Raw genomic sequence first — 25,893 nt, 5'->3', positions numbered from 1 at the left:
CTTCCCCCCTACGTACGACGAAGGGCCCCGGCGGACGTCCGCCGGGGCCCCTGCTCGTCACCGCGTGACTACAGCTTCTCGACCGGCGCGTACCGCAGCAGCAGCCGCTTCGGCTTCTCGTCGCCGAAGTCGATCGTCGCCTGGGCGTCCGCACCCGCACCGGTCACCGTCATGACCGTGCCCAGGCCGAACTGGTCGTGCGTGACCCGGTCGCCGACCTGGAGCGAGATCACCGGCTTCTCACCGGCCCGCCGGGTGGCGAAGCCGGAGGGGCCGGAGCGCGAGCGGGAGGAGGAGAGCGCGGAGGTGATCCCCGAGGTCGGCCCGGCGGGCTTGGCCATCGGACCGGTCCGCTTCCACTCCAGGTACGCGGGCGGGATCTCCTCCAGGAAGCGCGAGGCCGGGTTGTACGAGGGCTGGCCCCAGGCGCTGCGCATCGACGAGCGGGTCAGATAGAGCCGCTCACGCGCGCGCGTGATGCCCACGTACGCGAGGCGCCGCTCCTCCTCCAGCTCCTTCGCCTGCCCGAGCGCGCGCATGTGCGGGAAGACGCCGTCCTCCATGCCGGTGAGGAACACGACGGGGAATTCGAGGCCCTTGGCGGTGTGCAGGGTCATCAGGGTGATGACGCCGCGGCCCTCCTCGTCCTCGTCGGGGATCTGGTCGGAGTCCGCGACGAGCGCGACCTGCTCCAGGAACTCGGCGAGGGTCGCGGGCTCCTCGCCGCGCTCCTGCTCGAACTCGAGGGCGACGGCCGCGAGTTCCTGGAGGTTCTCGATCCGGGTCTCGTCCTGCGGGTCGGTCGAGGCCTGGAGCTCGGCCAGGTAACCCGTCCGCTCGAGGACGGCCTCCAGGACGACGGCGGGTCCGGCACCGGACTCGACCACCGTGCGCAGCTCGTCCATGAGCGCGTTGAACCGCTTCACGGCGTTCGCCGAGCGGGCGGCCATGCCGTACGCCTCGTCGACCCGCTTGAGGGCCTGCGGGAAGGTGATCTTCTCGCGCAGGGAGAGGGCGTCGATCATCGCCTCGGCGCGGTCGCCGATGCCCCGCTTGGGGACGTTGAGGATGCGGCGCAGCGGGACGTTGTCCTCGGGATTGGCGAGGACGCGCAGGTACGCGAGGACGTCCCGGACCTCCTTGCGCTCGTAGAAGCGCACGCCGCCGACGACCTTGTAGGGCAGTCCGACGCGGATGAAGATCTCTTCGAAGACACGGGACTGGGCGTTCGTCCGGTAGAAGACGGCGACATCCCCGGCCTTGGCCTCGCCCGCGTCGGTGAGCCGGTCGATCTCGTCGGCGACGAACTGGGCCTCGTCGTGCTCGGTGTCGGCGACGTAGCCGGTGATCCGCGCTCCCGCGCCCGCGTTCGTCCACAGGTTCTTGGGACGGCGGGACTCGTTGCGCTCGATGACGGCGTTGGCGGCGGAGAGGATCGTCTGGGTGGAGCGGTAGTTCTGCTCCAGGAGGATCGTCGTCGCGTCCGGGTAGTCCTCCTCGAACTGGAGGATGTTGCGGATGGTCGCGCCGCGGAAGGCGTAGATCGACTGGTCGGCGTCGCCGACGACGCACAGCTCGGCGGGGCCGAGGTCCTCGTAGCCGGTGCCGACGAGCTCCCGTACGAGGGTGTACTGGGCGTGGTTGGTGTCCTGGTACTCGTCGACGAGGACGTGGCGGAAGCGGCGGCGGTAGTGCTCGGCGACGTCGGGGAACGCCTGGAGCAGGTGGACCGTCGTCATGATGATGTCGTCGAAGTCCAGGGCGTTGGCCTCGCGCAGCCGTGCCTGGTACATCCGGTACGCCTCGGCGAGCGTCTTCTCGAAGCCGTCGACGGCCTGGTCGGCGAAGGTCTCCTCGTCGATCAGCTCGTTCTTGAGGTTGGAGATCTTGGCGCTGAACGACTTCGGCGGGAACTTCTTCGGGTCGAGGTCCAGGTCCCGGCAGACCAGCGACATCAACCGCTTGGAGTCGGCGGCGTCGTAGATCGAGAAGGAGGAGGTGAAGCCGAGCTTCTTCGACTCGCGGCGCAGGATGCGGACGCAGGCGCTGTGGAAGGTCATGACCCACATCGCGTTGGCCCGCGGGCCGACGAGCTGCTCGACGCGCTCCTTCATCTCACCGGCGGCCTTGTTCGTGAAGGTGATCGCCAGTATCTGGCCGGGGTGGACGTGCCGGGTGGCCAGGAGGTGGGCGATGCGGTGGGTGAGGACCCGGGTCTTGCCGGAGCCGGCGCCGGCGACGATGAGCAGGGGGGTGTCCGTGTGGACGACGGCGGCGCGCTGCTGCTCGTTCAGCCCTTCCAGGAGCGCGGCGGCGTCCACGACGGGCCGGGGGTGGCCGTCGCGGTAGTGGGTCTCCCGGGCGGGCGGGGGCACGTCGAAGTGCTCCCCGAAGAGGTCGTGCGGGACCTCCTCCGTGGCCGGGGAGCCGTGCTCGTCGTCCTCGGGGTGGGGCGGGTGCTCCTCCGAGGAGTGGTTCTGGAGGCCGGCCAGGAAGCTGTCGTCAAAGAGGCTGCTCATCGCCTCACGAGTCTAGGACGCCCCACCGACATCCGGGCCCGCCTTCGGGGCCCTCCTTGCCGTCCCGGGTGCGGAACGGCTCACACCCGGGGCGTCGCGTCTCACACCCAGAGGGTCGCGATGAAGATGTTCGCCATGGTCAGGCCGCCGACGGCGGCGAAGAGACCCTTGTCGACCTTCTCCTCGTCCCGCTTCACGTACACGAGGCCGAGGATCACGACGAGGATCGCCAGCTTGATGCCGATCTTGAGGTTGTTCACGGTCTGGTCGTCGGCCTGGTTCAGGCCGACGAGCGCGACGCCCGTGACCAGCATGGTCAGCGCGCCGTGCAGCATCGCGGGGCTGAAGCGGGCCGTACCGGCGCCCATCGCCTTCATCTGGGTGAGGAAGCCGCCGAGGAGGGAGGCGATACCGATGATGTGCAGGGCGACGAAGACATTGATGAGTACGTCCATGGGCGGAGCCTAACCGGGGCTCTAGCACCCCTCTCCGGCCGGGTCCACCCCTTCCGGCACTTCGGTCGGACGGCCGCCGGAATGCCCCCGACCCCTCACTCCAGCCGAACGAGATCGGTCCCCGATACGTCAACTGTCGTCAATAGCGGTCAACTCCCCGTCCTGCCGTGACCCCAGGTTTAGCGTCCTCCACCAGGTGGCCGGCTCCCCACCACCGCCGGCGGTCCGGCGGTTGTCGGTCACCCCCGCCGAGAAAACCCGGCGGCGGTCCGTCTCCCCTGTACGGCCCGCCGCCGGCCCGGCGGCCACCGTCCCCCAGGGAAGAGGATGTGACCCGCCCTCGTGGCAGCGCACCGCAAGACCAGACAGTCCCTCCTCGGCGGTCAGGCGGTCCGTACCGCCGCCACCCTCGCCCTCGCCTCTGCGGCCACGGCGACGCTCTTCGAAGGGTCCGGACACGCGGACCCCCGGCCCACCAGCGCCCAGGTCAAGGCGAAGGTCGACCGGCTCTACGAGGAGGCCGAGGTCGCGACGGAGCGGTACAACGGGGCGAAGGAGAAGGCCGACGAGGCGCGCGCCGCCTTCGACCGGCTGCGCGACGAGGCCGCCCGCAGGACCGAGCGGCTCAACACCGCCCGCGACGGGCTCGGGGCCATGGCCGCCGCCCAGTACCGCTCGGGCGGGCTCGACCCCGCCGTGCAGCTCGCCCTCACCTCAGACCCCGACCAGTACCTGGAGCGGGCCGCGCTCGCCGAGAAGGCCGGGGACCGGCAGGCGGCCGCCGTCACGGCCGTACGGCGCGGGCTCGCCGCGATCCGGCAGCTGCGCGGCGAGTCGGAGGGGAAACTGACCGCGCTGCGCCGGCACGAGGGGGAGCTGCGGCGGCAGAAGGCGGCCGTGGTCGGCAAGCTGTCGGAGGCCAGGACGCTGCTCGCCCGGCTGACCGAGGAGGAGCGCGCGCGGTACGAGGCGGCCGCCGCCGCCCGAGCAGGCTCCGGCGCCTCGACGCAGGCCGGCGGCCCGAGCGGGACAGGCCCCGCCGACAGCCACCCGACGGCGCGGGCCGACCGCTCCTCCGGAGGCGAGCGCGAACCGGTGACCGCCCCGGAGGGACGCGCCGCCGCGGCCGTCTCCTTCGCCCGCGCCCAGCTCGGCAAGCCGTACGTGTGGGGGGCGACGGGCCCCTCCGCCTACGACTGCTCCGGACTCACCCAGGCCGCCTGGCGCGCGGCCGGCATCTCCCTGCCCCGCACGACGTACACGCAGATCAACGCCGGCCAGCGGGTCTCCCGCTCCCAGCTCGCCCCCGGCGACCTGGTCTTCTTCTACTCCGGGATCAGCCATGTGGGGCTCTACATCGGCGGCGGCCAGATGATCCACGCCCCCCGGCCGGGCGCCCCGGTGCGGATCGCCCCCATCGACGAGATGCCCTTCGCCGGAGCGACCCGAGTCGGCTGAGCAGCCCGGCCGAACCGCAGCCGGGGCGAACCCCAGCCGGGGCGGACCCCGACCGGGCGGATCCCCAGGCCGCCTGACTCGGACCCGGGCCCGGCGGGCCCCGACCGGGCGGACCCAGCCCGGCCAGAGCCGGACCCGGCGGACCCGGACCCGGCGGACCCGGTCCGGGCGGACCCAGGACCCGGGCCGACCCCGGACGGCGGGACCCGGACCTGCGGGACCCGGACCTGCGGGCCCGTACCCCGCGGGCTCAGACCAGGCGGCGGGCGGTGGCCCAGCGGGTCAGCTCGTGGCGGTTGGAGAGCTGGAGCTTCCGCAGCACCGCCGAGACATGCGACTCGACCGTCTTCACCGAGATGTAGAGCTGCTTGGCGATCTCCTTGTACGCGTAGCCCCGGGCGATCAGCCGCAGCACCTCCCGCTCCCGCTGCGTGAGCCGGTCCAGGTCCTCGTCCACCGGGGGCGCGTCCGTCGACGCGAAGGCATCCAGGACGAAGCCGGCGAGACGCGGCGAGAAGACGGCGTCGCCCTCCTGGACGCGGAAGATCGAGTCGACCAGGTCGGTACCGGTGATCGTCTTGGTGACATAGCCGCGGGCACCGCCCCGGATCACCCCGATGACGTCCTCGGCCGCGTCCGAGACCGACAGGGCCAGGAAACGGACCGGGTCCTCGTGCGCGCCCATCAGGCTCGCGCAGCGCCGCAGCACCTCGACCCCGCCGCCGCCCGGCAGGTGCACGTCGAGGAGGACGACCTCGGGGCGGGTCGCGGTGATGACCGTGACCGCCTGGTCGACGTCGGCGGCCTCGCCGACCACCTCGACGCCGGTGACGTCGGTCCGGCCGATCTCGGCCTGGACCCCGGTGCGGAACATCCGGTGGTCGTCGACGAGCACCACCCGCACCCGGCGCTCCGTGCCCGGCGCCCCCGCATCGGTTCCGGTCGTCGCTCCGGTCTCGTCGCTCATCCGTCCGCCCTCTCCATCTCGAGCTCCACTTCGGTGCCCCCGCCCTGCGGTGACCGCAGCCGCGCCGTACCGCCGTTGCGCTGCATACGGCCGATGATCGATTCTCGTACGCCCATCCGGTCCTCGGGCACCGCGTCCAGATCGAAACCCGGTCCCCGGTCCCGCACCGAGACGAAGACCGTGCGGCCCTCCACCTCGGCGTACACCTGAACGGCCCCGCCCTCGCCACCGTACTTGGCGGCGTTGACCATCGCCTCGCGCGCGGCCTGCATCTGCGCGGTCAGTTTCTCGTCGAGGGGGCAGTCGCCGACGACGACCACCTCCAGCGGGACGCCGTGCTTGTCCTCGACCTCGGCCGCCGCTCTCTTCACCGCCTCCGCGAGGGTCTCCGGCTCCTCGTCCCTGCCGGTGCCCTCGGGCTTGTAGAGCCAGTTCCGCAGCTCGCGCTCCTGGGCGCGGGCGAGGCGGCGCACCTCGCCGGCGTCGTCGGCGTTGCGCTGGATCAGGGTCAGGGTGTGCAGCACGGAGTCGTGGACGTGGGCCGCGACCTCGGCGCGCTCCTGGGCGCGGATGCGCATGGTCCGCTCGTCGTTGAGGTCCTGCGACATGCGGACCAGCCAGGGGCCGGCGAGGAGTGCTATGCCGGTGAGGACCGCGACAGCGGCGGTGACGGCCGTCCCGAGCTGGGCGACGGAGCCGCGGACCACCAGGAAGACCGCGAGTCCGGTGCCGACCAGGCCGACGCCGACGAGGCCGCGGACGAGCTGGAGCGCGCGCTTGTGGCGGCCGGGGTCGGTCCAGCTGGCCCGGCGGGCGTTGTCCGCTTGGCGCCAGACGAGGACGACGCCGACGGCGATCAGCACCAACGGCCATATGTAGCGGCCGGTCTCGTTGTCGACGCTGATGTTCCCGACGAGGGCCGCGAGGCCGATGCCGAGCGCGATCAGGGCGACGACCTGGCCCCGGTCGGGCTTGCGGAGTCTGCGGCGACCGTCCGAGGTGGTCTCGAAGAGCGAGCGCGGGGCGGACCTGCCGCCGACGCCGAGGGGGACGACGATCCAGAAGACCGCGTAGAGCACGATGCCGAGGCCGTTCGAGAACGACAGCACCACGAAGAGCGCGCGCACCCACACGACCGGCAGGCCGAGGTGTCCCGCGAGGCCGCGGGCGACACCGCCGAGCCACCGCCCGTCGGCGCTCCGGTAGAGCCTGCGCACGGGCGGTTCGTCGGTCTCGGTGACACGAGCGGTTGCGGACATGCACCGATCGTCACACGAGGGACCTGCCCGGGACATCAGGGTCGGCCCTGAGATCGTCCCTGGTAAGGACTCGGGGGCGGCAGCTCCTCGAATATCAGGGTCGGGCCAGGGTCGGTCCCGGTGCCGCGGGACGTCACGGGCCGTCACCATGGAGACATGACGAGTTCGATGCCTTCGCAGCACGAGGCCCCGCCGCCGGCGGAGGCCGATCCCGCCCCGCCGCTCCGGCGCTCGCGCGGAAGCAACGTCGTGGGTGGCGTCTGCGGAGGCCTGGGGCGGCACTTCGACCTCGACCCGGTGATATTCCGGGTGGTGATCGGCGTGCTGGCGGTCGCGGGCGGCCTGGGGCTGGTGTTCTACGGCTTCGCGTGGCTGCTGATCCCGCTCGCGGGCGAGGAGGAGAGCGAGGGGCGCAGACTGCTGATGGGCCGGGTGTCCGGGGCCTCCCTGGCGGCTCTGCTGATGGCGCTCATCGGCTGCGGGATCTTCCTGTCGACGCTGCACAGCGGGGAGGTGCTGGGCTTCACGCTGACCCTGTCGCTCGCGCTGGGCGGGGCGGCGGTCTGGTCACAGCGGCGGCGCGGCAGCGGCGAGGCCGAGGGCAGACCGGACACCGCCGCCGTCCTCGCGGTCGCCGAGGCGCCGCCCGAGACGAAGGCCCCTCCGCTCTTCGAGTCCCCCTCGTGGTGGAAGGACCCCATCGTCAAGGACGGCTCGACGGGCAAGATCGCCGTCGGCTATCTGTGGGGCCCGCACGGGATCCTCGACGAGGACGGCCGGGTGAACGGCGAGGTGCCGAAGCCGGGCAGTCAGTGGGGTCCCGGCCCGTCGGCGCCCGGACGGCCGACGCCCTCCATCCGCCGGAGCCCGCTCTCCATCGGAGGGCTCGTGTTCCTGCTCGCCCTGCTCGCGGGCGGTCTCGGCACCGGCCTGACGTGGGAGACCCACCCGCTGGGCACCAGCCTGCAGACCGGTCTGGCCGCCGCGCTCGCGGTGTTCGGCCTGGGCCTCGTCGTCAGCAGCTTCCTCGGACGGACCGGATTCGGCACGGTGTTCCTGACCGTGGTCACGGCGGGCCTGCTGGCACTGGCCTCGGCGCTGCCCGCCCGGATCAGTACGGAATGGGTACGCGAGACGTGGCGGCCCGCCTCGGTCGCCGCCGTGCAGCCGGACTACGAGCTGGGCACCGGGGTCGGCACGCTCGACCTCTCCCGGCTCCCGCTCCCGGCCGGCACGACGGTGGAGACGCGCGCCGGGGTGGGCGCCGGCCGGCTCAAGGTGATCGTGCCGAAGAGCGCGGTGGTGAGGCTGCACGCCCAGGTGGGCGTGGGCGATCTGCAACTGCCGGGCGCGCCCGCCGGCGACATCGACATCGCGCCGGACCGTGACGTGACCCGGACGCTCGATCCGCCGGCCGGGACCACCCCGGCGGGCGCCCTGGACCTCTCGCTGGAGGTCGGACTCGGACAGGTGGAGGTCACCCGTGCTGCTTCATGAGTTCCGCCCCGGCCGGCTGCTCGCCGGCCTGACCGCCCTCGCCCTGGCCGCCGTCTACGCGGGCGACGCCACCGGCGCCTGGACGACGCCGTGGTACACGGTGATCCCCGTGCTCTGCGGCGGCCTGGGCACGGCCGCCCTCGCGACCTGGGTCGCCTATCGAATACGGCGCCGTTCGGCGAGGAGCCGGTCCAGCGAGAGCACCGGGGCCCCGGCCAGCAGCAGCGGGAGCCAGGCCATCAGATAGGCCAGGTCGTTGCCGAGGTAGTACGGCTGCACCTGCCAGCTCACGGTCAGCCAGAGACTCAGCGAGATCAGTGCGCCGCCGAGCGCCGCCGGCCGGGCGAAGAGACCGAAGAGGGTCCCGAGCCCGACGGCGAGTTCACCGAAGGCGATGGCGTATCCGAAGCCGGGCGGGTTCTTGAGGGCGAGGTCGACGAGGGCGGGGAGCGCGGAGCTGTCGCGCACGCCGCGCATCATCTCGCCGATGGAGCCGCTGCCGGTGTCGGCGAAGAAGCCCGAGTCGGTGAGCTTGTCGAGTCCGGCGTAGAGGAAGGTGACCCCGAGGAAGATCCGCAACGGAAGGAGTGCGTAGCGGGAGGCGGTCGCCCTCCACTGATCGAAGGTGGCCGTCCGCTCGGTGAAACGCCCGCCGCCCGCACCGCCGGGCCCGTCCGGGTCGCCGTTGCCGGCCGGGACGTAGGGCCCGTCCGAGCCACGACTGCCGCCCGAGCCCTTGCCACCCAGGCCGTCGGCCCCGGTCCAGTCGTCGTTCGGGTCGTTCGGTCGCTCCGTCTGGCCCGTCATCGTCGGTCACCTCTCCACGCCCCGTACGACTGTTCGCGGAACGATTCTCCTCGCATCCGGCGCGGGGAACACGGAAGGGAGGCCGGATGCTCAGTCCACGACGTCGATCGTGACCCGGTTGGTCTCCACGCCCGCCACCGTGACGACCGAGACCTCCACCCGGCCAGGTTCCACGTCCGCCGGGAGGGGGACGGTCAGGGCCGCGTCGGTGGGGTTGGCGAAGCCGCCCGGGACCGGGACCAGCGGGACGTGGGCGTGGACGGTACCGATGCGGACGACCAGACGGGTCAGCGGCTCGGGGGCGCCGGCGCCGGGCGGGACGAAGCCGCAGCCGCGGATCTCGATGTCGTCACCCGTACGGATCGGGGCGTCGAGGTCGCCCGCCTCCCGGGACCGGACCACGGAGTGGATCGTGGGCCGGACGCCCTCGGTGCACTTCGCGGCGAGGTACCAGGCCGCCGAGACGCCGACGAGCAGCACGAGGGACCAGGGCACCTCGGGGAGCCGGTCGGGGTCGAGGCCCAGACCGACGGCAGCCAGGGCGAGGACGGCGGTGGAGACGAGGAGGTACTGGACATCGGCGAGGGCTGCCCGGCCGCTGTCGTCGCAGACCAGGTCGGCGGCGCGCGGTCGGTCCGCGCGCACCTTCTGGAGACGGCCGGCCGCGATCCCCAGGACCACGACGAGACGGGCGGTGACGGCGACGGCGGCGACGACGGCGAGGACGGTCAGCAGGCCGGCGCCCCGGGCGAGACCGAAGGCGGTCGCGCCCGGCGACCGGAAGGCCAGGAAGAGGAGGGTGAAACCGAGGAGCAGAAGCCAGCCGGCCGCGACGGCGCGGGTGGTGGAGAGCCGGTTGTCCTCGCCGATCAGCGGGGCGAGGAGACCGCCGCGGGCCCGGTGGGCGTGGGCGGCGGCGCTGAGTGGGACGGCGAGGACCAGGGCGGTGCAGAGGCCCGCCGTGCGGGCGCCGGTCCAGCCGTTGTCGACGGCGGTGAGGGCCTCGCCGAGGAGGAGGGCGAGAACGGCGCCCCACACGACGCCGAGGCCCCCGCGCCGCACGCGGTCGAACCAGGCGTGTCCGGCCTCCCGGCCGCGCACGGCCACCGCCCGGGCGGACTGGGCGAGCTCGTCGGAGACCCACTGGCGGGCGGCGACCGGCGAGTGGGCGACGGCCGCCGGTACGCCGTGCCCGGCGGCGAGCTCGTCGCGCCGGGCCAGGAAGGCGGCGACGGCGCGCCGGTGCCCGGTCTGGCCGCAGTGGGCGCAGCCGGCACAGGCCGCCGCGTGCTCGCCGTACTGTCTCGCCTCTTGAACCGCCACGGTGCTCACTCCCGAGCTCTCTTCACGGCCCGCTTCGATCCGCTTCGATCCGCGTGTATGCGTCCGGGCGCGCCCCGGAGGGCCAACCAGCCGTTGGTTCCACGGAATTGTGCCGTACCGGCGGCTCGCGCGCCTGCCGCGTGCGCCCCGCCGGAGAGTGATTGCCGCGCCATCTCATTGACGTACAGAAGGGTGAAGCGATGGTGTTACGACAGGAGTTCGGGGTCCGTTCGACTGATCCTGCGCCAGAGGGGCTGGTAGTTGATCCACGCGACGAGGTCGCTGCCGAGCTGTTCGCGGGTGGCGACGGCCTCGCGGTGGTCGATGAGCACCGGCTTGCCGGCGGCCCGCGCGGCCAGCTGCACCTGGGCGCAGCGTTCCAGGGCGATGAACCACCAGGCGGCGGCGTCGACGGAGGTGCCGACGGTGAGCAGCCCGTGGTTGCGGAGGACGATCGCCTTGAAGGTGCCGAGGGCGACGGCGATCCGGCGGCCTTCCTCGGCGTCCACGGTGACGCCGGTGTAGGCGTCGTAGAGGGCGTGGTCCTGGTAGAAGGCGCAGGCCTCCTGGGTGATCGGTTCGAGGAGTTCGCCGAGCGCGGCGAGGGCCCGTCCGTGGACGGAGTGGGTGTGGACGACGGCGACGGCGTCGGGCCGGGCCCGGTGGACCTGGGCGTGGACGGTGAAGGCGGCCTGGTTGACGTGGTGGCCGCCCAGGAGGACCTGGCCGTCGCCGTTGACCAGGACGAGGTCGCTGGCGGTGAGTTCCTCGAACGGCGCCCCGAAGGGGTTCACCCAGAAGCAGTCCAGGTGTTCCGGGTCGCGGGCGGTGATGTGGCCCGAGACGCCCTCCTCGTACCCGAGCCGTCCGAAGAGCCGGAGCGCGCCGGCGAGCCGCTGCTTGCGGTGGGCGCGTTCCTCCTCGGCCGTCGCGTGGACGGGCGGCAGGGCGAAGTGGAGCCGTTCGACGGGGACGGGGTCCGGTATCACGCTCATGCGCCGGAAGGTAACGCCCGGCCGGTCAAGGCACCAGAGCCCGGGCGTGAACACGACGAAGCCGCCGCCCCTGACGTCAGGGGCGGCGGCTTCAACGGCGTGCGGAAGCGATCACTCCCACTCGATGGTGCCCGGCGGCTTGCTCGTGACGTCGAGGACGACACGGTTCACGTCGGCGACCTCGTTGGTGATGCGGGTCGAGATCTTGGCGAGCACCTCGTAGGGCAGGCGCGACCAGTCGGCCGTCATGGCGTCCTCGGAGGAGACGGGACGCAGCACGATCGGGTGGCCGTAGGTGCGGCCGTCGCCCTGGACGCCCACGGAGCGGACGTCGGCGAGCAGGACGACCGGGCACTGCCAGATCTCACGGTCGAGACCGGCCGCGGTGAGCTCCTCGCGGGCGATGGCGTCGGCCTCGCGCAGCAGGTCCAGGCGCTCCTTGGTGACCTCGCCGACGATGCGGATGCCGAGGCCGGGGCCGGGGAACGGCTGGCGGTGGACGATCTCCTCGGGCAGGCCGAGCTCCTGGCCGACCATGCGGACCTCGTCCTTGAAGAGCTGGCGCAGCGGCTCGACGAGCTCGAACTCCAGGTCCTCGGGGAGGCCGCCCACGTTGTGGTGGGACTTGATGTTGGCCGTGCCGGTGCCGCCGCCGGACTCGACGATGTCCGGGTAGAGCGTGCCCTGGACGAGGAAGGCGACCTCTTCGCCGGTGCCCGCCGACTCGGCGATGATCTCGGCCTGCGCCTGCTCGAAGACGCGGATGAACTCGCGGCCGATGATCTTCCGCTTGGTCTCCGGGTCGGAGACCCCGGCGAGGGCGGTGAGGAACCGCTCCTGGGCGTCGACGACCTTGAGGTTCACGCCGGTGGAGGCGACGAAGTCCTTCTCGACCTGCTCGGTCTCGCCCTGGCGCATCAGGCCGTGGTCGACGTACACGCAGGTGAGCTGGGAGCCGATGGCCTTCTGCACGAGCGCGGCGGCCACGGCGGAGTCGACGCCGCCGGAGAGACCGCAGATGGCGCGCTTGGTGCCGACCTGGGCGCGGATGGCCGCGACCTGCTCCTCGATGACGTTGCCCGTGGTCCAGCTGGGCTCGAGGCCGGCGCCGCGGTAGAGGAAGTGCTCGAGGACCTGCTGGCCGTGCGTGGAGTGCAGCACCTCGGGGTGGTACTGGACGCCGTACAGCTTCTTCTCGTCGTTCTCGAAGGCGGCGACCGGCACGACGTCCGTGGACGCGGTGACGGTGAAGCCCTCGGGGGCGGCGGAGCAGGCGTCGCCGTGCGACATCCACACGGACTGCTCGACCGGGGTGCCCTCGAAGAGGGTGGAGCCGGCCTTGGAGACGTGCAGCGGGGTCCGGCCGTACTCGCGGGCGCCGGTGTTGTCGACGGTGCCACCGAGGGTCGTCGCCATCAGCTGGAAGCCGTAGCACATGCCGAAGACGGGGACGCCCGCCTCGAACAGCGCGCGGTCGAGGCGCGGGGCGCCCTCCGCGTACACGGAGGACGGGCCGCCGGAGAGGATGATCGCCTTCGGGTTCTTGGCCAGCATCTCGGCCACCGGCATGGTGGACGGGACGATCTCGCTGTAGACCCGCGCCTCACGGACGCGACGGGCGATGAGCTGGGCGTACTGGGCGCCGAAGTCGACAACGAGGACTACGTCCGGGTTGGAGACGTCGGGCGCGGCAGCGGGAGTCGCTGATGACACTACGGCGGCCTTCCGGCGGTAGGAGAGGTTCCCCCGAAGGGGGGCTATTTGTCGATTCTACCGGCGCGCCGGTGTCGCTTTTCGTCTCACCATCCGAACCCGGGTTGTCCCGGAGGTCACGAAGGGGTGCATACTGCCGCCATGAGCACGCACGCGATCTTCGTCTTTACCTATGGCAACCGGCCCACCGGCTGCCATGGTCGTGCTGCTTGAGCTACTGACAAGCGACTTCCCAGGCGCCCCGGGCCGACAAGGCCCGGGGCGTTCTGCTTTTCTCCGGGCCGTGTCGCCCCAGGGCGTCCGACACCCAGAGGAGCCCCACCATGACGACGAACACCGCGATCACCGAGAAGACCGGCGCCCGCACCGACGAGGCCGCGTCGCTGATCGGCGACGCCCGGGAGCGCATCGACGCCCTGGACGACCGGATCATCGGCCTGATCCAGGAACGGATGGCCGTGTCGGCCGTCATCCAGGAGGCCCGGATCTCCTCCGGCGGCCGCCGGGTGAACCTGACCCGCGAGATGGAGGTCCTCGGCCACTACCGGGACGCCCTGGGCAAGCCGGGCACGGCGCTCGCGATGACGATGCTGGAGCTGTGCCGGGGCCGTGTCTGAGGGACTCGGCGGCCGTGGCCGGGCGACGCGCCCGGGTGGGTTCCCGCACCCGAGTTCGGGGCCGCTCTCACCCGTACGGCGCGTGACCGGCTCCGGCCGGGCTTCGTTGGTCCGGGTGTCCGTGCCAGCCAGGGGCGGGCCCGAAAGAAAAACCACGCGTGGCTTCGCTGGGGCGTGTGGCGTACCTCTCCGGTGCGTCGTGGGACCTCGCACCAGCGCGCGTGACCGGACAGCAGGGGACAGCAGCCCGGTCACCGAGAAAGGCGGTCGGTCCCGGGGACGCCCGGGGCCGGCCGCAAACCGGCCGGATCTCCCGATCTTCCCGTTGTGATCCCTGGTCCCAGATCCCTGATCCCAGATCCCTGATCCGAGATCTCCTTGGTCCAAATCCTTGATCCCAGATCCCGACCCTGATCCCGGATTCTTGATCCCTGATCTCCTCCCCTCGCGGCGCAACCCCCCGGCGCCGCTCCGCTCGGCACCGCCGCTGCCCTGACACCGGTGCCGACCCGAGGGCCCCGTGCCGCGACCGGAATCGCGAGCGCGGGGCCCTTCTCCATGCCCTTCTCGCCCAACGCCCAACGCCCGCCGCCCGCCGCCCGCCGCCCGGCAGGCCCGGCTCCTCACGCCCGCCGATCGAACGTGACGCGCGTCACACAAAGATCCTGTGCAACCGCTACAACCAATCGACGGGTCCGAGGGTCATCTATGCAGCAACACCAAAGCTGGAGGGGCGCTGCACTCGGAGGGGGGTGCAGCGCCTCTTCCATGCCGTGATCGTCAGTCCTTCCTCGGCGGGACCGCCGGCATCCCCAGGAACGGCAGCCTCAGGGCGCCGAAGGCCTCGGACGGGACGGCGGGGGACTTCGGCTCGATCGCCGAGAGCCGTACGTACGCCTCCCCCTGCCGCGGGCGCGGGTCCTCCTCGCCCTTGTTCGGCCAGAACGACATGGCGCGCTCCGCCTGGGCCGTGATCGTCAGGGACGGGTTGACCCCGAGGTTGGCGGAGACGGCCGCGCCGTCGACGACGGAGATCCCCGGGTGGCCGTAGAGCCGGTGGTACGGGTCGATGACGCCGGTCGAGCCGTCGGCGCCGATCGGGCAGCCGCCCAGGAAGTGCGCGGTCAGCGGGGTGCCCATCAGCTCGCCGACGTTGGAGCCGGCGAAGCCGTTGATCTCCTCGGCGAGGAGGGTGGCGGCCTGGGTGGCCTCCGGGATCTGGACCGGGTTCGGCGCGCCGTGCCCCTGGCGGGCCGTGAGCAGGCCCTTTCCGAGGCCGCCGGGCTTGAGGTAGGTCGTCAGGGAGTTGTCGAGGGACTGCATGACCAGGCCGATGATGGTCCGCTCGGACCAGTGCCGGTTGGAGAGCGAGCGGACGGCGAGCGCGGGGTGTCTGAGCAGGTTGAGGAACCAGGCGCGGACCCGGTGGGCGCTGTAGGGCACCTGGAGGACGGTCAGGCTGCCCATCGAGTTGGAGCCCTTGCCGTACCGCACGGGCTCGATGTGGGTGTTGGCGTCGGGGTGGACCGAGGAGGTGATGGCGACGCCCTTGGTGAAGTCGGCCTTCTCCTTGCCGTGCTTCCTGCGGTAGCGGCGGTCGGTGGTCTGGGCGCCGACCAGGCCCTCGGAGTTGGTGCGGGTGAGCTCGCCGAGCCGGTCGGAGATCCGGGGCAGCAGTCCACTGTCCTTCATGCGGTGCAGCAGGGTCTGCGTGCCGTACGTGCCGGCCGCGATCACCACCCGGCGGGCGGCGAAGGTGCGCCCCTTGCCCTTCTTCCGGTTGTCGGTGGGCAGGGTCTTCACCGCGAAGCCGCCCCGGGAGTCCTCGGTGACGGTGACGACCGTGGTCATGGGGTGGACGGTGGCGCCCGCCTTCTCGGCGAGGTAGAGGTAGTTCTCGTTGAGGGTGTTCTTGGCGCCGTGGCGGCAGCCGGTCATGCACTCGCCGCACTCGGTGCAGGCGCGCCGGGCCGGGCCCGCGCCGCCGAAGTACGGGTCGGGGACCTCGCCGCCGGGCTCCGCCTTCGCGCTGCCGACCCCGTCCCCGCCGACGGCGTCACGGCCGTCCCCGAAGAAGACGCCGACCGGGGCCATGTGGAAGGTGTCGCCGATGCCCATGGCCTGCGCGGCGGACCTGAGGTGCACGTCGGAGGGGGTCATCGTCGGGTTGAGGCGGACCCCGAGCATGCGCTGTGCCTGGTCGTAGTACGGCCGCAGCTCGTCCTGCCAGTCCGTGATGTCCTTCCACTGCGGGTCGTCGAAGAAGGGCTTGGGCGGTACGTAGAGGGTGTTGGCGTAGTTGAGGGAGCCGCCGCCCACGCCGGCGCCCGCCAGGACCATGACGTTGCCGAGCAGGTGGATGCGCTGGAGGCCGTAGAGGCCGAGGGCGGGGGCCCACAGGAAGTTCTTCACGTCCCAGGAGTTCTTCGGCAGGGTCGCGCGGGTGAAGCGGCGGCCGGCCTCCAGGACGCCGACCCGGTAGCCCTTCTCGGTGAGGCGGAGGGCGGTGACGGAACCGCCGAAGCCTGAGCCGACGACGAGGACGTCGTAGTCGTACGAGCTGTCCTCGTCCTGATTCTGGGCAGGGGGTACCGCGGTCATGGCTCTCCTCGTACGAGACGGTGTGAAAAGGAAGCGGGCGTCAGCGCAGGCGCAGGGCCTTCATCGCCTTCAGGGACACGCTCATGAACGCGGCGTACTTCTCGTCGTCCATCCCGAAGGAGGGCGCGAGGGGGATCAGCCGCTGCTGGGCGACGGTCTGCGCCTCGGTGTACTTGAGGATGCCCTCGGAGCCGTGGCGGCGGCCGAGCCCGGAGTCCTTCATGCCGCCCATCGGGGACTGCACGCTGCCGTAGGCCGGGGCGTACCCCTCGTTGATGTTGACGGTGCCGGTGCGCAGCCGGGCCGCGACGGCGTGGCCCCGGCGGGAGTCCTTCGTCCAGACGGAGGAGTTGAGGCCGTACGGGGTGGCGTTGGCGAGCTCGACGGCCTCGTCCTCGTCGCGGAAGCGGTAGATCGAGACGACGGGGCCGAAGGTCTCCTCGCCGCAGACGGCCATCGGGGCCTCGACGCCGTCGAGGATGGTCGGCTCGTAGAAGAGGGGGCCGATGTCGGGGCGGGCGACGCCGCCGGTGACGAGCGTGGCGCCCTTGGCGACGGCCTCCTCCACGTGCTTCGTGACGGTCTCCAGCTGCCGCTCGCCGACGAGGGAACCCATGTCCGCCCCGTACGCGAGGGAGTTGCCGAGGCGCATGGCCCTGGTGCGGGCGGCGAAGCGGTCGAGGAAGGCGTCGGCGACGGACTCGTGCACGTACAGCCGCTCGATGGAGATGCACAGCTGTCCCGCGGAGGAGAAGCAGGCGCGGACGGCTCCGGCGGCGGCCTTCTCGATGTCGGCGTCCTTCAGGACGAGCATGGCGTTCTTGCCGCCGAGTTCGAGGGAGACGCCGACGAGCCGGGCGGCGGCGCCCTGGGCGACCTCGCGGCCGGTGCGGGTGGAGCCGGTGAAGGAGACGTAGTCGGCGTGCTTGACGACCTCGGGGCCGACGACCGGGCCGTCGCCGAGTACGACCTGGAAGACCTCGGCGGGGAGTCCGGCCTCGATGAGCAGGTCTCGGGCCCAGAGCGCGGTGAGCGCGGTCTCCGTGTCGGGCTTCATGACGACGGCGTTGCCCGAGACGAACGCGGGGAGCGCGTCGCCGACGGAGAGCTCCAGGGGGTAGTTCCAGGGGGCGATCTGACCGACGACCCCGCGCGGCTGGCGCAGCTCGGTGACCTTGGTCAGGGTCGGCACGACACCGGTGTGGCGCCTGGCGCGCAGGTACGAGGAGGCCTTGCGGCCGTAGTGGCGGGCGGCGACGGCCACCGCCTGCACCTCCTCGTGGGCGTGCAGGCGGGCCTTGCCCGTCTCCAGCTGGATGAGGTCGAGGACCTCGGCCTGCCGCTGGAGGACGAGGTCGTGGAAGCGCAGGAGGACGGCGGCGCGGGCCCGGACCGGGGTGGCGGCCCAGGCGGCCTGGGCGGCACGCGCGCGCGTGAAGGCCTCGGCGACGTCCTCGGGGGTGGATTCGGGCAGGTCGGCCAGCTTCTCCCCGGTGAAGGGGGTGTGGTTGGCCGTACGGCCGGAGCCGACGACTCCGCGCGTGAGCCGGGCGACCAGGTCGGGCGTCACGACGTCGGCGGCGGTCCTCGCGCCGGCGGGCGCGGGCGCGACCGGGTTGGTGGCGCCGACGGGCACGGCCGGGCGGGACGCCTCGGCAGCGGTGTCGGCGTCGGCGGGAACCGTGAGGGCGGCGGGGGCCTGCGAGTCCGTCATGAGGGCGAGCGTAGGCCGCGTTCCGACCTTTGGGTACCCGTCGGTAACGCGTTTTCACCGTCCACACACATCGCGCCAGCGATCACTGGCACATAAGTCCTGATCAGGGCCTTACGGCCGCCGGAGGCCGGGCGCGGAGATTCTTCCGCCCCCTCAGTCCCCCGGCGCACGCCAGTGCTGGACGACGATGTCGAACTGCTGCCGGGTGGTCTCCCAGCTCGACTCCGGCGAGGACATGTAGAGGGCGTACTCGGTGCCGTCGTCCTCGTAGTACATCTGGTCGATCGCGTGCCGCGGGCCGGGGAAGTCCTTCTTCTCGGTCCAGCTGAACTCCCAGATACAGGAGCGGACCTGGTCGCGATAGGTGGTCTGGTTGAGCTTGACCCGCTGGTAGTTCATGCGCCTCTCCAGGAGGCGCTCCAGGTCGAGGGCGTGCATGTACGGGTTCTCGAAGTCGGGGCTCTCGTCGATGCTGATCCGGATGCGGTGACGGCCGTTGTCCGGGGTGTAGTCGACCTGGTCGCCCTCCGTCTGCCGCTTCCAGCCGTCGGGTACGAGGAGGCTGAAGCCCTTCGGGTCGTCGACGCGGTGCCAGCCGGCCGGGACGCCGTCGCCGGCGTCCTTCTGGACGGCGGGGGAGGTCGCCGTCGTCCGTCCGCCGTCGCGGTCGCCGCCCGCGTAGTTCATGGCGGCGAAGACGGCACCGCCGGCGACCACCCCGGCGAGCAGCGCCGTGAGGACGGCGGAACGCCAGCGGCCTCGGCCGGAGGCGTGCGGGGAGGCGGGGGCGAGAGTGGCGGGCCCGTGCGGACCGGGGGGCTGGTGGGGTGCGTGTGACGGGTGGGGCTGCTGGGCGGGCTGGGCCGGGTGGGGCCACTGCGCGGTGGCCTTCGGCGGCCTGCCGGCGAGGCTCTCCGTACCGGTGGCCGTACCGCCGGTCGTGCCCGTACCGTCCGCCGTACGCGCGTCGCCGCCCGGGCCGTGCGCGCCCGCCGCCGTGTCCAGGTCCTCCCTGGCCACGCGCTGGGTCGGCACGTACGCCTGGGCCGCCGTCGGCGCACGCCCCTCCATCGCGTCGAGCAGCATCCGCTCGGCCTCGTCCGCGCGCGGCCGCTGCGCCGGGTCCTTGCGCAGCAGGGCCACGATGACGGGGGCCAGCGGACCCGCCTTCCCGGGGTGCGGCGGCTCCTCGGTCACCACGGCCTGCATGGTGCTGATCGGGGAGGTGCGGCGGAACGGCGAGGTGCCCTCCACCGCCGTGTACAGCGTGGCGCCGAGCGACCAGAGGTCGGAGGCGGGGCCCGGGTCGCCGCCCTGCACCCGCTCGGGCGCCAGATAGTCGATGGAGCCGACGATCTCGCCGGTCCGCGTGATCGTCGAGTCCCCCTCGATCGCCGCGATCCCGAAGTCGGTGATGAGGACGCGCCCGTCCCGCGCGAGCAGCACGTTGCCCGGCTTGACGTCCCGGTGCAGCACCCCGGCCGCGTGCGCGGCGCGCAGCGCGCCGACGACGTGCAGCCCGATCCTGGCCGCCTCGCGGGGCTCGATCGTGCCGGCCTCCTTGGCGGCGTCGGCGAGCGAGGGCCCGTCGACGTACTGCATCACGATCCACGGCCGGTTGTCGTGCTCCAGGACGTCGTGGACGGTCACCACGCCCGGGTGCGTGATCCGCGCGGCGGCCCGCGCCTCCTTCTGCGTACGGGCGTGCAGCACGAGCCGGTCGGCCTCGGCCACGAACCGGCCCGCCGTCAGTTCCTTCACCGCCACCACGCGGTGCAGGACCTCGTCGTGCGCGCGCCACACCTTGCCCATGCCGCCGCGCCCGATGGACTCGCCCAGCCGGTAGCGACCGGCGAGCAGCAGCCCCGCCCCTGTGCTCTGAGAATGTTCCACTTGCCCCCGCCCGTTCCTTCTGATGCCAGGTTACGGAGGAGGGCGGGGGCGGCGGAACCTCGGGGCGGTCATAGGAACAGCACTGTGACCGGGGGCCGGTGGGACAGACGTGTCAGCGTCCCGGGCGGAACGCCTTCGTGGCCTGCTCGTAGATCTCGGACACCTTGTCGCGCTCGCTCTCCGGGCCGATGACCTGGACGACGTGGTACCGGCCGCCGTCGATCAGGGCGAGGTTGCGCACGAACACGACGCGGCCCGTGCTGTCCGGCCAGGTGTAGGACCCCTCGGCCGTCGGTGTCCGGCCGATGTCGACCCGGCGGGTCTTCTCCACCTGCGACCAGCTGGTCGAGCGGAACGGCTCCAGCTCGCGCTCCTTGGCGCTCTGGTACTCCAGCGGGTCCGCGCCGTTGTCCCGGACGCTGTCCCGGCCGGGGACGACGATCAGAGTGAAGTCACCACTGGTGTAGCGCACTTGGCCGGCGTCGTTGATCGGGCTGCGCCGCCAGCCCTTCGGGACCCCGATCCGGAAGCCCTCCGGGTCCCGGCGCAGCTCGTACCCGGCGGCGAGAGCGGGGGCCGAAGGGTCGGCCGGGGGCGGGGTGGTGGTCTGACGGGTGCTCGGATTCGCGCTGTGTGTCGTGCTCGGTTTCGTCGGCGGCTCGGCAGGCGCCTCCGTAGGCACGGACGGGCCGGTCGTGGGCGTGGTCGGCGTACGGGACTGCTCGCCGTCGCCCGGCATGAAGAGGACGGCGTACGCGACGGCCCCGGCGAGCAGGAGGAGGACGAGGACCAGGAGCGTACGGCCCAGGGCGCCCGGGGATCCCGGCGCCAAGGAGGCCGACCGGCGCGCGGTGGACCGGGGGGCGCGCGGGGGGCGCGACGCGCGCTGCGGGATCTCGCCGTCGTACTCCTCGCGGAAGCCGTCCCGGAACTCCTCGCGGTCATCCGGCTGTACGGGCGCGTGGCCGTACTCGTGGCCGTACTCGCGGTCGTGCTCATGCGCCGGCGGGTCCTGGTGCCGGGTCGCGGGGCGCGGGTCCTTGCCGCGCTTGTGGCGGTGGCGGCCCGCCCCCGCTCCCCCGCGCCACCGGCGCACGAGCTCGCCGCGCCGGCGCACGATCGGCAGCCGGGCCTGGTCGAAGGACGGCAGCGGTACGACTCCGAGCCCGGCCTCCGGCTCCGGCGCCGAGCGGACGAGGGACCGCAGCCAGCCGCGCAGCTCCTCGAAGTCGGGCCGCTCGGTCGGGTCCTGACGCAGCAGGGACTCCACGACCGGACGCAGGGGCCCGCACTCCTCGGCGAAGGCCGGGGGCTCGGCGCAGACCAGCTGGACCAGCTCGGCCGCGCTGTCCTCGGGGTACGGGGCGTGGCCCTGGACGGCCCGGTAGAGGAGCGCGCCGAGCGCCCACAGGTCGGTCGCGGGGCCGATGGGCGGGGCGAGGCGCCAGTTCTCGTGCACGGGGCCCGCCTGCTCGGGCGCCCAGCGCTCGGTGACGGCGCCGACGAGGGCGATCCGGGTCTGGCGGGCCCGCTCGGCGGCGAGCCGCGTGGTCGGACCCCGGTGCGCCTGTGCCGGGATCGCGAGCGGCGTGTCGTCCCGTCGGGCGGCCGGGGCCGGGAGGCGCGCGGGGTCCGGGGTCGCCGCCGTGTACCCGGCGGGCAGGGCCGGGCGGCCCGAACCGGGCAGTACGGGGCCGCCACCGGCCGGGATCGGCCCGGAGCCGTCCCGCGCGGCGTGCGGGCCGTCGCTCCAACTGCCGGCCAGCATCACGCGCGGCGGCGGGCCGGTCTGCGGGCCGCCGCCGTACGGCTCGTCGCCGTCGTCTTCGTCGTCCTCGTCGTCCGCCACCCGCGCCCACCACTGCGGCTCGGGCGCGCCGGGCGCCTGCGCCGTCGGCGTCGGGGGCGGCTCGGGGGACTCCGGCGGCGCCGGGCGCTGCACGGGGAGCGCCCCGGTCTCGCCGAGCCGGGCGGCGGCTCGCGCACCGGCGCGGTACGCGGCGATGGCCCCGGCCCGCGCGGCCCGCACGTCGGCCGTGGGCGGCGCGACCACGGGCTGCGTCTCGGCGGGGGGCGTGGCCCGCCCGTAGGGGTCGGGGGCGTAGGGGTCGGCGCCGTAGGGGTCGGGGGCGGTGGGGTCCTGGCGGTCGGGCGCGGGCGGGTGCGGCTCGCCGTCCTCGTCCGCCCCGTACAGGAGCCGCCCCTCGGCCTCCTCGTACTCCTCGTCCCCTTCGGCCTCGTACGCCTCGGCGCCGTAGCGGTCGGAGCCGTACTCCTCGGCTTGTTCGGGAGCGTAGGGCGGCGCGGGCTCGTACACCTCAGGGTCATGCGCCTCGCGCGCGTACCCCTCGGAGCCGTATCCCTCGGAGCCGTATCCCTCGGCCTCGTACTCCTCGGAGCCGTACGCCTCGGAGCCGTACGCCTCGGAGCCGTACTCCTCGGAGCCGTACGCCTCAGAGCTGTACTCCTCAGGCGCCTCCGGCTCGTGCGCCGCCGGCCGGCCGGCCAGCGAAGACGACGGCGGCAACGGCTGCGGTTCGAACTCGTCGCCCGGCTCCGGAACCGGTGCGTAGCCGCAGAGGGCCTCCTCGGCGGCGCCCACCGCGAGGCCGCTGAGGACCACGCGGCCGTCGTCACAGACGAGCACGGTGCGGGAGGTGATGTTCCGGTGGACCCAGCCGTGGGCGTGGAGCGCGCGCAGGGCGGTGAGGACGTCGGCACCTATCTCGGCCGCGCGGTACGGGTTGAGGGGCCGCTCGGTGAGGAGCGCGGCCAGTGGTCTCGCCGCGACGCGCTCGCTCACTATCCACAGCGAGCCGGCCTCCGCGAAGACGTCGAAGACCTGGTCGAGCAGGGGATGGTCGGGGATCTGCGCGGCGGCCTGGGCCGCCTCGATCGCCCGGCGCACGACGGGCTCGGCCGGCCGGCGGGTGGCCGGGCCCGCACCGCCGTGGGGACTGCCGGGATCGTCCCGGCCGTCGAGCACCTCGGCGTCGACGAACTCCGGCAGCGGCACCTGGCGGACCAGGACCTCCTGCCCGCTGTACGTGTCGAAGGCGCGCGTCTCCACCGGCTCGTACGCGTCGGCGTCCGCCGGCGGCAGCGGCAGGCGGTAGCGGTCGGCGAGCACCCTTCCCGCGTAGTCGTCCACGACGCCTCCCCACGCGCGCACGCTGTCCCCCGCGGCCCGCGAGATCCCTCGGGATCGGGCGGGATCACGCGGGGCCGTCAGTTCCGGTCCGGCACCGCGCAGTTGACGGCTCTGTTCGGCTGCGTTCGGTCCGCGAACCTCACGATACGTGGCAAGGTCAGTCCTTGGGGCTGAACGTGGCGAACGCCGTCTCCCGCAGCGTCCTGCACTCAGCGCCGTCCCACTGGGCCGCCGCGCAGCTGATCATGATGGAGTAGCCGTGCGAGGCGTCCACCTTGAAGCCGCGGTTGAGCACATGGACGCGGACGCCCTTCTGCGTGCGCTCGAACTCCCAGTCGGCGACGGTCGGATAGCCCTTGTAGGAGACCGGCCGTATGCCGAGGTGCTTGTAGTCCTGGCTGGTGGCGGCCACGCCGTACCGGGCGAGCTCCCAGGCGCTCGCCGCGTTGTCCTTCGGGCTGTCGTTGTAGTCGACCTGGACGCGCGGGAAGCCGCCGCTCTCGCTGAATATCCCGCCGAGGGCGTACCCCGGGATCGAGCGGAGCTTGAAGGACGAGGGCATCGCCATAGAGAAGTGGAACCGGTCGCTGGTGACGACGGTGTAGCCGGCGGGCAGCCGCGCGCCCGTGCCCCCGCCGGGCTTCCCGGAGGGCGTGGTGCCGTCCTGCCCGCCCGTGGACCCCGTCGTGCCGTCGGTACCCGTCGATCCCGTGCTGCCGTCGCCGCCGGGCTGCGTGCCGCCCTGCTGGCCGGGGCCGCCGGAGGACTGCCCCTGGGTGCCGCCGGAACCGCTCGCGCCGCCCGACCCGTCAGCCCCTCCGGCCGAGGCGCCGGCGGAGGCCGTGCTGCCGCCGCCTCCCTTGCCCTGGTCGCCCTCGTCGCCCCCGCCGAGGGAGACCGCGAGGATCGTCCCGAGTATGGCGAGGACGGCGACGGCGGCGATGATCACGAGGGTGCGCCGCGGCACGACGTCCGTCAGCGGCGCGCGGGCGGGGGCGGGCCTGCCGCCGCCCCGCAGCGGCTCGGTCGCGAGCCTCGGCGCCTGCTTCGGCTCGGCCTTCGCGGAGGCCGCGGCGTTCCGTACGGACTTCAGCGCGCCCAGCATCCGCTCGGCGGCGGCGTCGGGTCCCTTGCCGGCCGCCGGGGTCGCCGGCGCCCGCTCGGGGCGCGGCGGCAGCGGTACGACGGCGGTGACCTCGGGCGAGGCCACGGGCGGCGTCTCGGGCGCGTCGAGCACGGCCCGCAGCAGGACCCGGGCGCGGGCGTCGTCGAGCCGCTGCGCCGGGTCCTTGGCGAGCAGGCCGTAGATGACCTGCTCCAGCTCGGGGCCGGCGTTCTTCGGGGGGTCGACCGGCTCGGTCATCACGGCCGTGAGGGTGGCGATCGCCGAGCCCTTGTCGTACGGCGGGCTGCCTTCGACCGCCGCGTAGATGAGGCCGCCCAGCGACCACATGTCGGCGGCCGGGCCGGGCTTGTGGCCACGGGCGCGCTCCGGGGAGATGTACGAGGGGGCGCCGACGAGCATGCCGGTGGAGGTGATCGAGGGGTCGCCCTCCACCTGGGCGATGCCGAAGTCGGTGAGGACGACCCGGCCGTCCTCCGCGATCAGCACGTTGGACGGCTTCACGTCACGGTGCAGGATGCCCTCGCGGTGCGCCGAACGCAGCACGTCGAGGATGGCGAGGCCGACCTCGGCGGCGCGCCGGGGCGTGAGGGTGCCGTCCTCACGGATGGCGTCGGCGAGGGACTTGCCCTCGATGAGTTCCATGACGATCCACGGGCGGTCGTCCTCGTCGACGACGTCGTACACCGTCACGGCGCCGTTGTTACGGATCCGGGCGATGGCCTTCGCCTCGCGCAGGGTCCGGGTGATGAGGCGTCGCTTCTCGTCCTCGTCGATGCTCGTGGGGAAGCGGAGTTCCTTGACGGCGACGGTCCGGCCGAGGGTCTCGTCGACGGCGCGCCACACGGTGCCCATGCCGCCGCGCCCGAGGACCGCGCCGAGCCGGTAACGGCCCGCGAGCAGCCGGCCTTCACCGACCGGCGTCTTGCGGAGCTTGTCGGCGCCCCGCACGGTACCGGTGCCGGTCCCGCGGTCGCTCTCGCCGTCGCCGTCGCCCGCGCCGAAACCGGCCCGTCCGGTCGACGGCTCGGTCCCGCGCAACCGCCCGCCCGCGAGGGCGTCGTCACCACCGGCCCCGGGCCCGTTCCCGGCCGCGTTCCCGCGCGCGCCGGAATCCGCCGCCCTGTCGGACGGCGCGTCCTGAGACCCCTTCACATCGGAAACGGCCTCCCCGGACTTCGCGGGGCGCGCAGCCTTCACCGGCCCCGCGGACCTCCCGGACTCCGCCGACTTCGCGGCCTCCCCGGGCTTCGCGTCCTCGACGCTCCGCTCCGGCTCGCGCCCGCCCTCCGGGTCCTGTGCACCCCGGCCGGCCTGCGCGTCCTCCGCGTCTCGCTCCGGTTCACGCGCGGCCGGAACCGCTCCTCGGTCGCCGTCGGTCGCGGCCCCCGCGGCGGCGTCCCGCCTGGGGTCCTTCGCCGTGTCCCGCGACTGCTCCGCCTCCGACATGCGTCCCCTCTGCGATCCCTGATCTGCGCCGCGTCTGCCGCTTCCCGCGCGATGCGGTAACCCGCCCTGGAAGAGAGGCCATTGTCCCTCACCTCGGGGCGGGTGACGCCCCCGGGTCCGCACTCCGGGATACGACGCCTCCGCACGGCCCCGAGGTTCCCACACGACGCCCGCCACCGGGAGTCCCCCACGGAGGTCCTGGTGGAGTCCCCGCCGAGCCCCCGCGCCGGAACTCCCGGGCGCCCGCCCGTGCGTCCCGCCAGAGGCCCCCCGGCGAGGACCGCGAACAGCTCGATGGGCAGCACGCCCCTCGTCCTGGGCTTCGTCATGGCCTCCTTCCGGGTCGCGCCCC

Annotated in this window: 16 protein-coding genes; 3 read left to right on the top strand and 13 right to left on the bottom strand. The window is 73.1% G+C overall.

Features of this window, described 5'->3' with window-relative positions; all coding sequences use genetic code 11:
- Positions 1-68: 68 nt before the first annotated feature.
- Together pcrA and ACZ51I_RS24220 are read right to left on the bottom strand one after the other, a co-directional pair.
- Entirely contained in the window at positions 69-2,519 is a 2,451-nt protein-coding gene (pcrA, locus tag ACZ51I_RS24225; protein ID WP_468879363.1) for a DNA helicase PcrA, read from the bottom strand.
- Positions 2,520-2,620: 101 nt separating this feature from the next.
- Positions 2,621-2,974: a hypothetical protein gene (locus tag ACZ51I_RS24220; protein ID WP_468879360.1), complete on the bottom strand. Its 354-nt coding sequence runs from the start codon at positions 2,972-2,974 to the stop codon at positions 2,621-2,623.
- A gap of 342 nt (positions 2,975-3,316) precedes the next feature.
- Here ACZ51I_RS24220 and ACZ51I_RS24215 point away from each other — a divergent pair, with 342 nt between their 5' ends.
- The gene (locus ACZ51I_RS24215; RefSeq protein ID WP_468879357.1) at positions 3,317-4,432 is read left to right on the top strand and encodes a C40 family peptidase; all 1,116 of its coding nucleotides are present in this window, start codon (positions 3,317-3,319) and stop codon (positions 4,430-4,432) included.
- A 250-nt stretch (positions 4,433-4,682) separates the two neighbouring features.
- Here ACZ51I_RS24215 and ACZ51I_RS24210 read toward each other — a convergent pair whose 3' ends face one another.
- Both ACZ51I_RS24210 and ACZ51I_RS24205 read right to left on the bottom strand, forming a co-directional pair.
- Positions 4,683-5,399: a LuxR C-terminal-related transcriptional regulator gene (locus ACZ51I_RS24210; protein WP_468879356.1), complete on the bottom strand. Its 717-nt coding sequence runs from the start codon at positions 5,397-5,399 to the stop codon at positions 4,683-4,685.
- The gene (locus tag ACZ51I_RS24205; protein ID WP_468879353.1) at positions 5,396-6,658 is read right to left on the bottom strand and encodes a PspC domain-containing protein; all 1,263 of its coding nucleotides are present in this window, start codon (positions 6,656-6,658) and stop codon (positions 5,396-5,398) included. The genes ACZ51I_RS24210 and ACZ51I_RS24205 overlap by 4 nt, the downstream gene beginning before the upstream one ends.
- A gap of 156 nt (positions 6,659-6,814) precedes the next feature.
- Here ACZ51I_RS24205 and ACZ51I_RS24200 point away from each other — a divergent pair, with 156 nt between their 5' ends.
- Complete coding sequence (locus ACZ51I_RS24200) at positions 6,815-8,155, top strand: PspC domain-containing protein (RefSeq protein WP_468879351.1); 1,341 nt, start codon at positions 6,815-6,817, stop codon at positions 8,153-8,155.
- 156 nt (positions 8,156-8,311) lie between these two features.
- Here ACZ51I_RS24200 and ACZ51I_RS24195 read toward each other — a convergent pair whose 3' ends face one another.
- The 4 genes from ACZ51I_RS24195 to guaA form a co-directional block, all read right to left on the bottom strand.
- Positions 8,312-8,962 carry a DoxX family protein gene (locus tag ACZ51I_RS24195; RefSeq protein WP_468879349.1) on the bottom strand — a complete coding sequence of 217 codons (651 nt, stop codon included), beginning with the start codon at positions 8,960-8,962 and terminating at the stop codon, positions 8,312-8,314.
- A gap of 90 nt (positions 8,963-9,052) precedes the next feature.
- Positions 9,053-10,285: a hypothetical protein gene (locus tag ACZ51I_RS24190; protein WP_468879347.1), complete on the bottom strand. Its 1,233-nt coding sequence runs from the start codon at positions 10,283-10,285 to the stop codon at positions 9,053-9,055.
- A gap of 206 nt (positions 10,286-10,491) precedes the next feature.
- Positions 10,492-11,280 carry a class II aldolase/adducin family protein gene (locus ACZ51I_RS24185; protein ID WP_468879345.1) on the bottom strand — a complete coding sequence of 263 codons (789 nt, stop codon included), beginning with the start codon at positions 11,278-11,280 and terminating at the stop codon, positions 10,492-10,494.
- A gap of 111 nt (positions 11,281-11,391) precedes the next feature.
- Positions 11,392-12,993 (bottom strand): glutamine-hydrolyzing GMP synthase, encoded by a 1,602-nt coding sequence (gene guaA, locus ACZ51I_RS24180; protein WP_468879342.1) that lies wholly within the window; start codon positions 12,991-12,993, stop codon positions 11,392-11,394.
- A gap of 323 nt (positions 12,994-13,316) precedes the next feature.
- Here guaA and ACZ51I_RS24175 point away from each other — a divergent pair, with 323 nt between their 5' ends.
- Positions 13,317-13,610 (top strand): chorismate mutase, encoded by a 294-nt coding sequence (locus tag ACZ51I_RS24175; protein WP_468879340.1) that lies wholly within the window; start codon positions 13,317-13,319, stop codon positions 13,608-13,610.
- Positions 13,611-14,390: 780 nt separating this feature from the next.
- Here ACZ51I_RS24175 and ACZ51I_RS24170 read toward each other — a convergent pair.
- The 5 genes from ACZ51I_RS24170 to ACZ51I_RS24150 all read right to left on the bottom strand — a co-directional run bounded on the left by ACZ51I_RS24170 (position 14,391) and on the right by ACZ51I_RS24150 (position 25,541).
- On the bottom strand, positions 14,391-16,211 hold the full coding sequence (locus ACZ51I_RS24170; protein ID WP_468879338.1) for a GMC family oxidoreductase N-terminal domain-containing protein: 1,821 nt from the start codon (positions 16,209-16,211) through the stop codon (positions 14,391-14,393).
- 40 nt (positions 16,212-16,251) lie between these two features.
- A complete protein-coding gene (locus ACZ51I_RS24165) occupies positions 16,252-17,925 on the bottom strand; it encodes a succinic semialdehyde dehydrogenase (protein ID WP_468879336.1) in 1,674 nt (557 codons plus the stop codon).
- Between the two features lie 153 nt (positions 17,926-18,078).
- Positions 18,079-19,818, bottom strand: a complete 1,740-nt coding sequence (locus ACZ51I_RS24160; protein ID WP_468879333.1) for a serine/threonine-protein kinase — start codon at positions 19,816-19,818, stop codon at positions 18,079-18,081.
- Between the two features lie 112 nt (positions 19,819-19,930).
- Entirely contained in the window at positions 19,931-22,969 is a 3,039-nt protein-coding gene (locus ACZ51I_RS24155) for a protein kinase (protein ID WP_468879330.1), read from the bottom strand.
- A 157-nt stretch (positions 22,970-23,126) separates the two neighbouring features.
- On the bottom strand, positions 23,127-25,541 hold the full coding sequence (locus ACZ51I_RS24150) for a serine/threonine-protein kinase (RefSeq protein ID WP_468879327.1): 2,415 nt from the start codon (positions 25,539-25,541) through the stop codon (positions 23,127-23,129).
- Positions 25,542-25,893: the final 352 nt, after the last annotated feature.

It is taken from the genome of Streptomyces sp. NPDC034084 (assembly GCF_055575535.1).
Note: the sequence above shows the minus strand (reverse complement) of the source record. Positions and strands in the feature narration are given on the sequence as shown.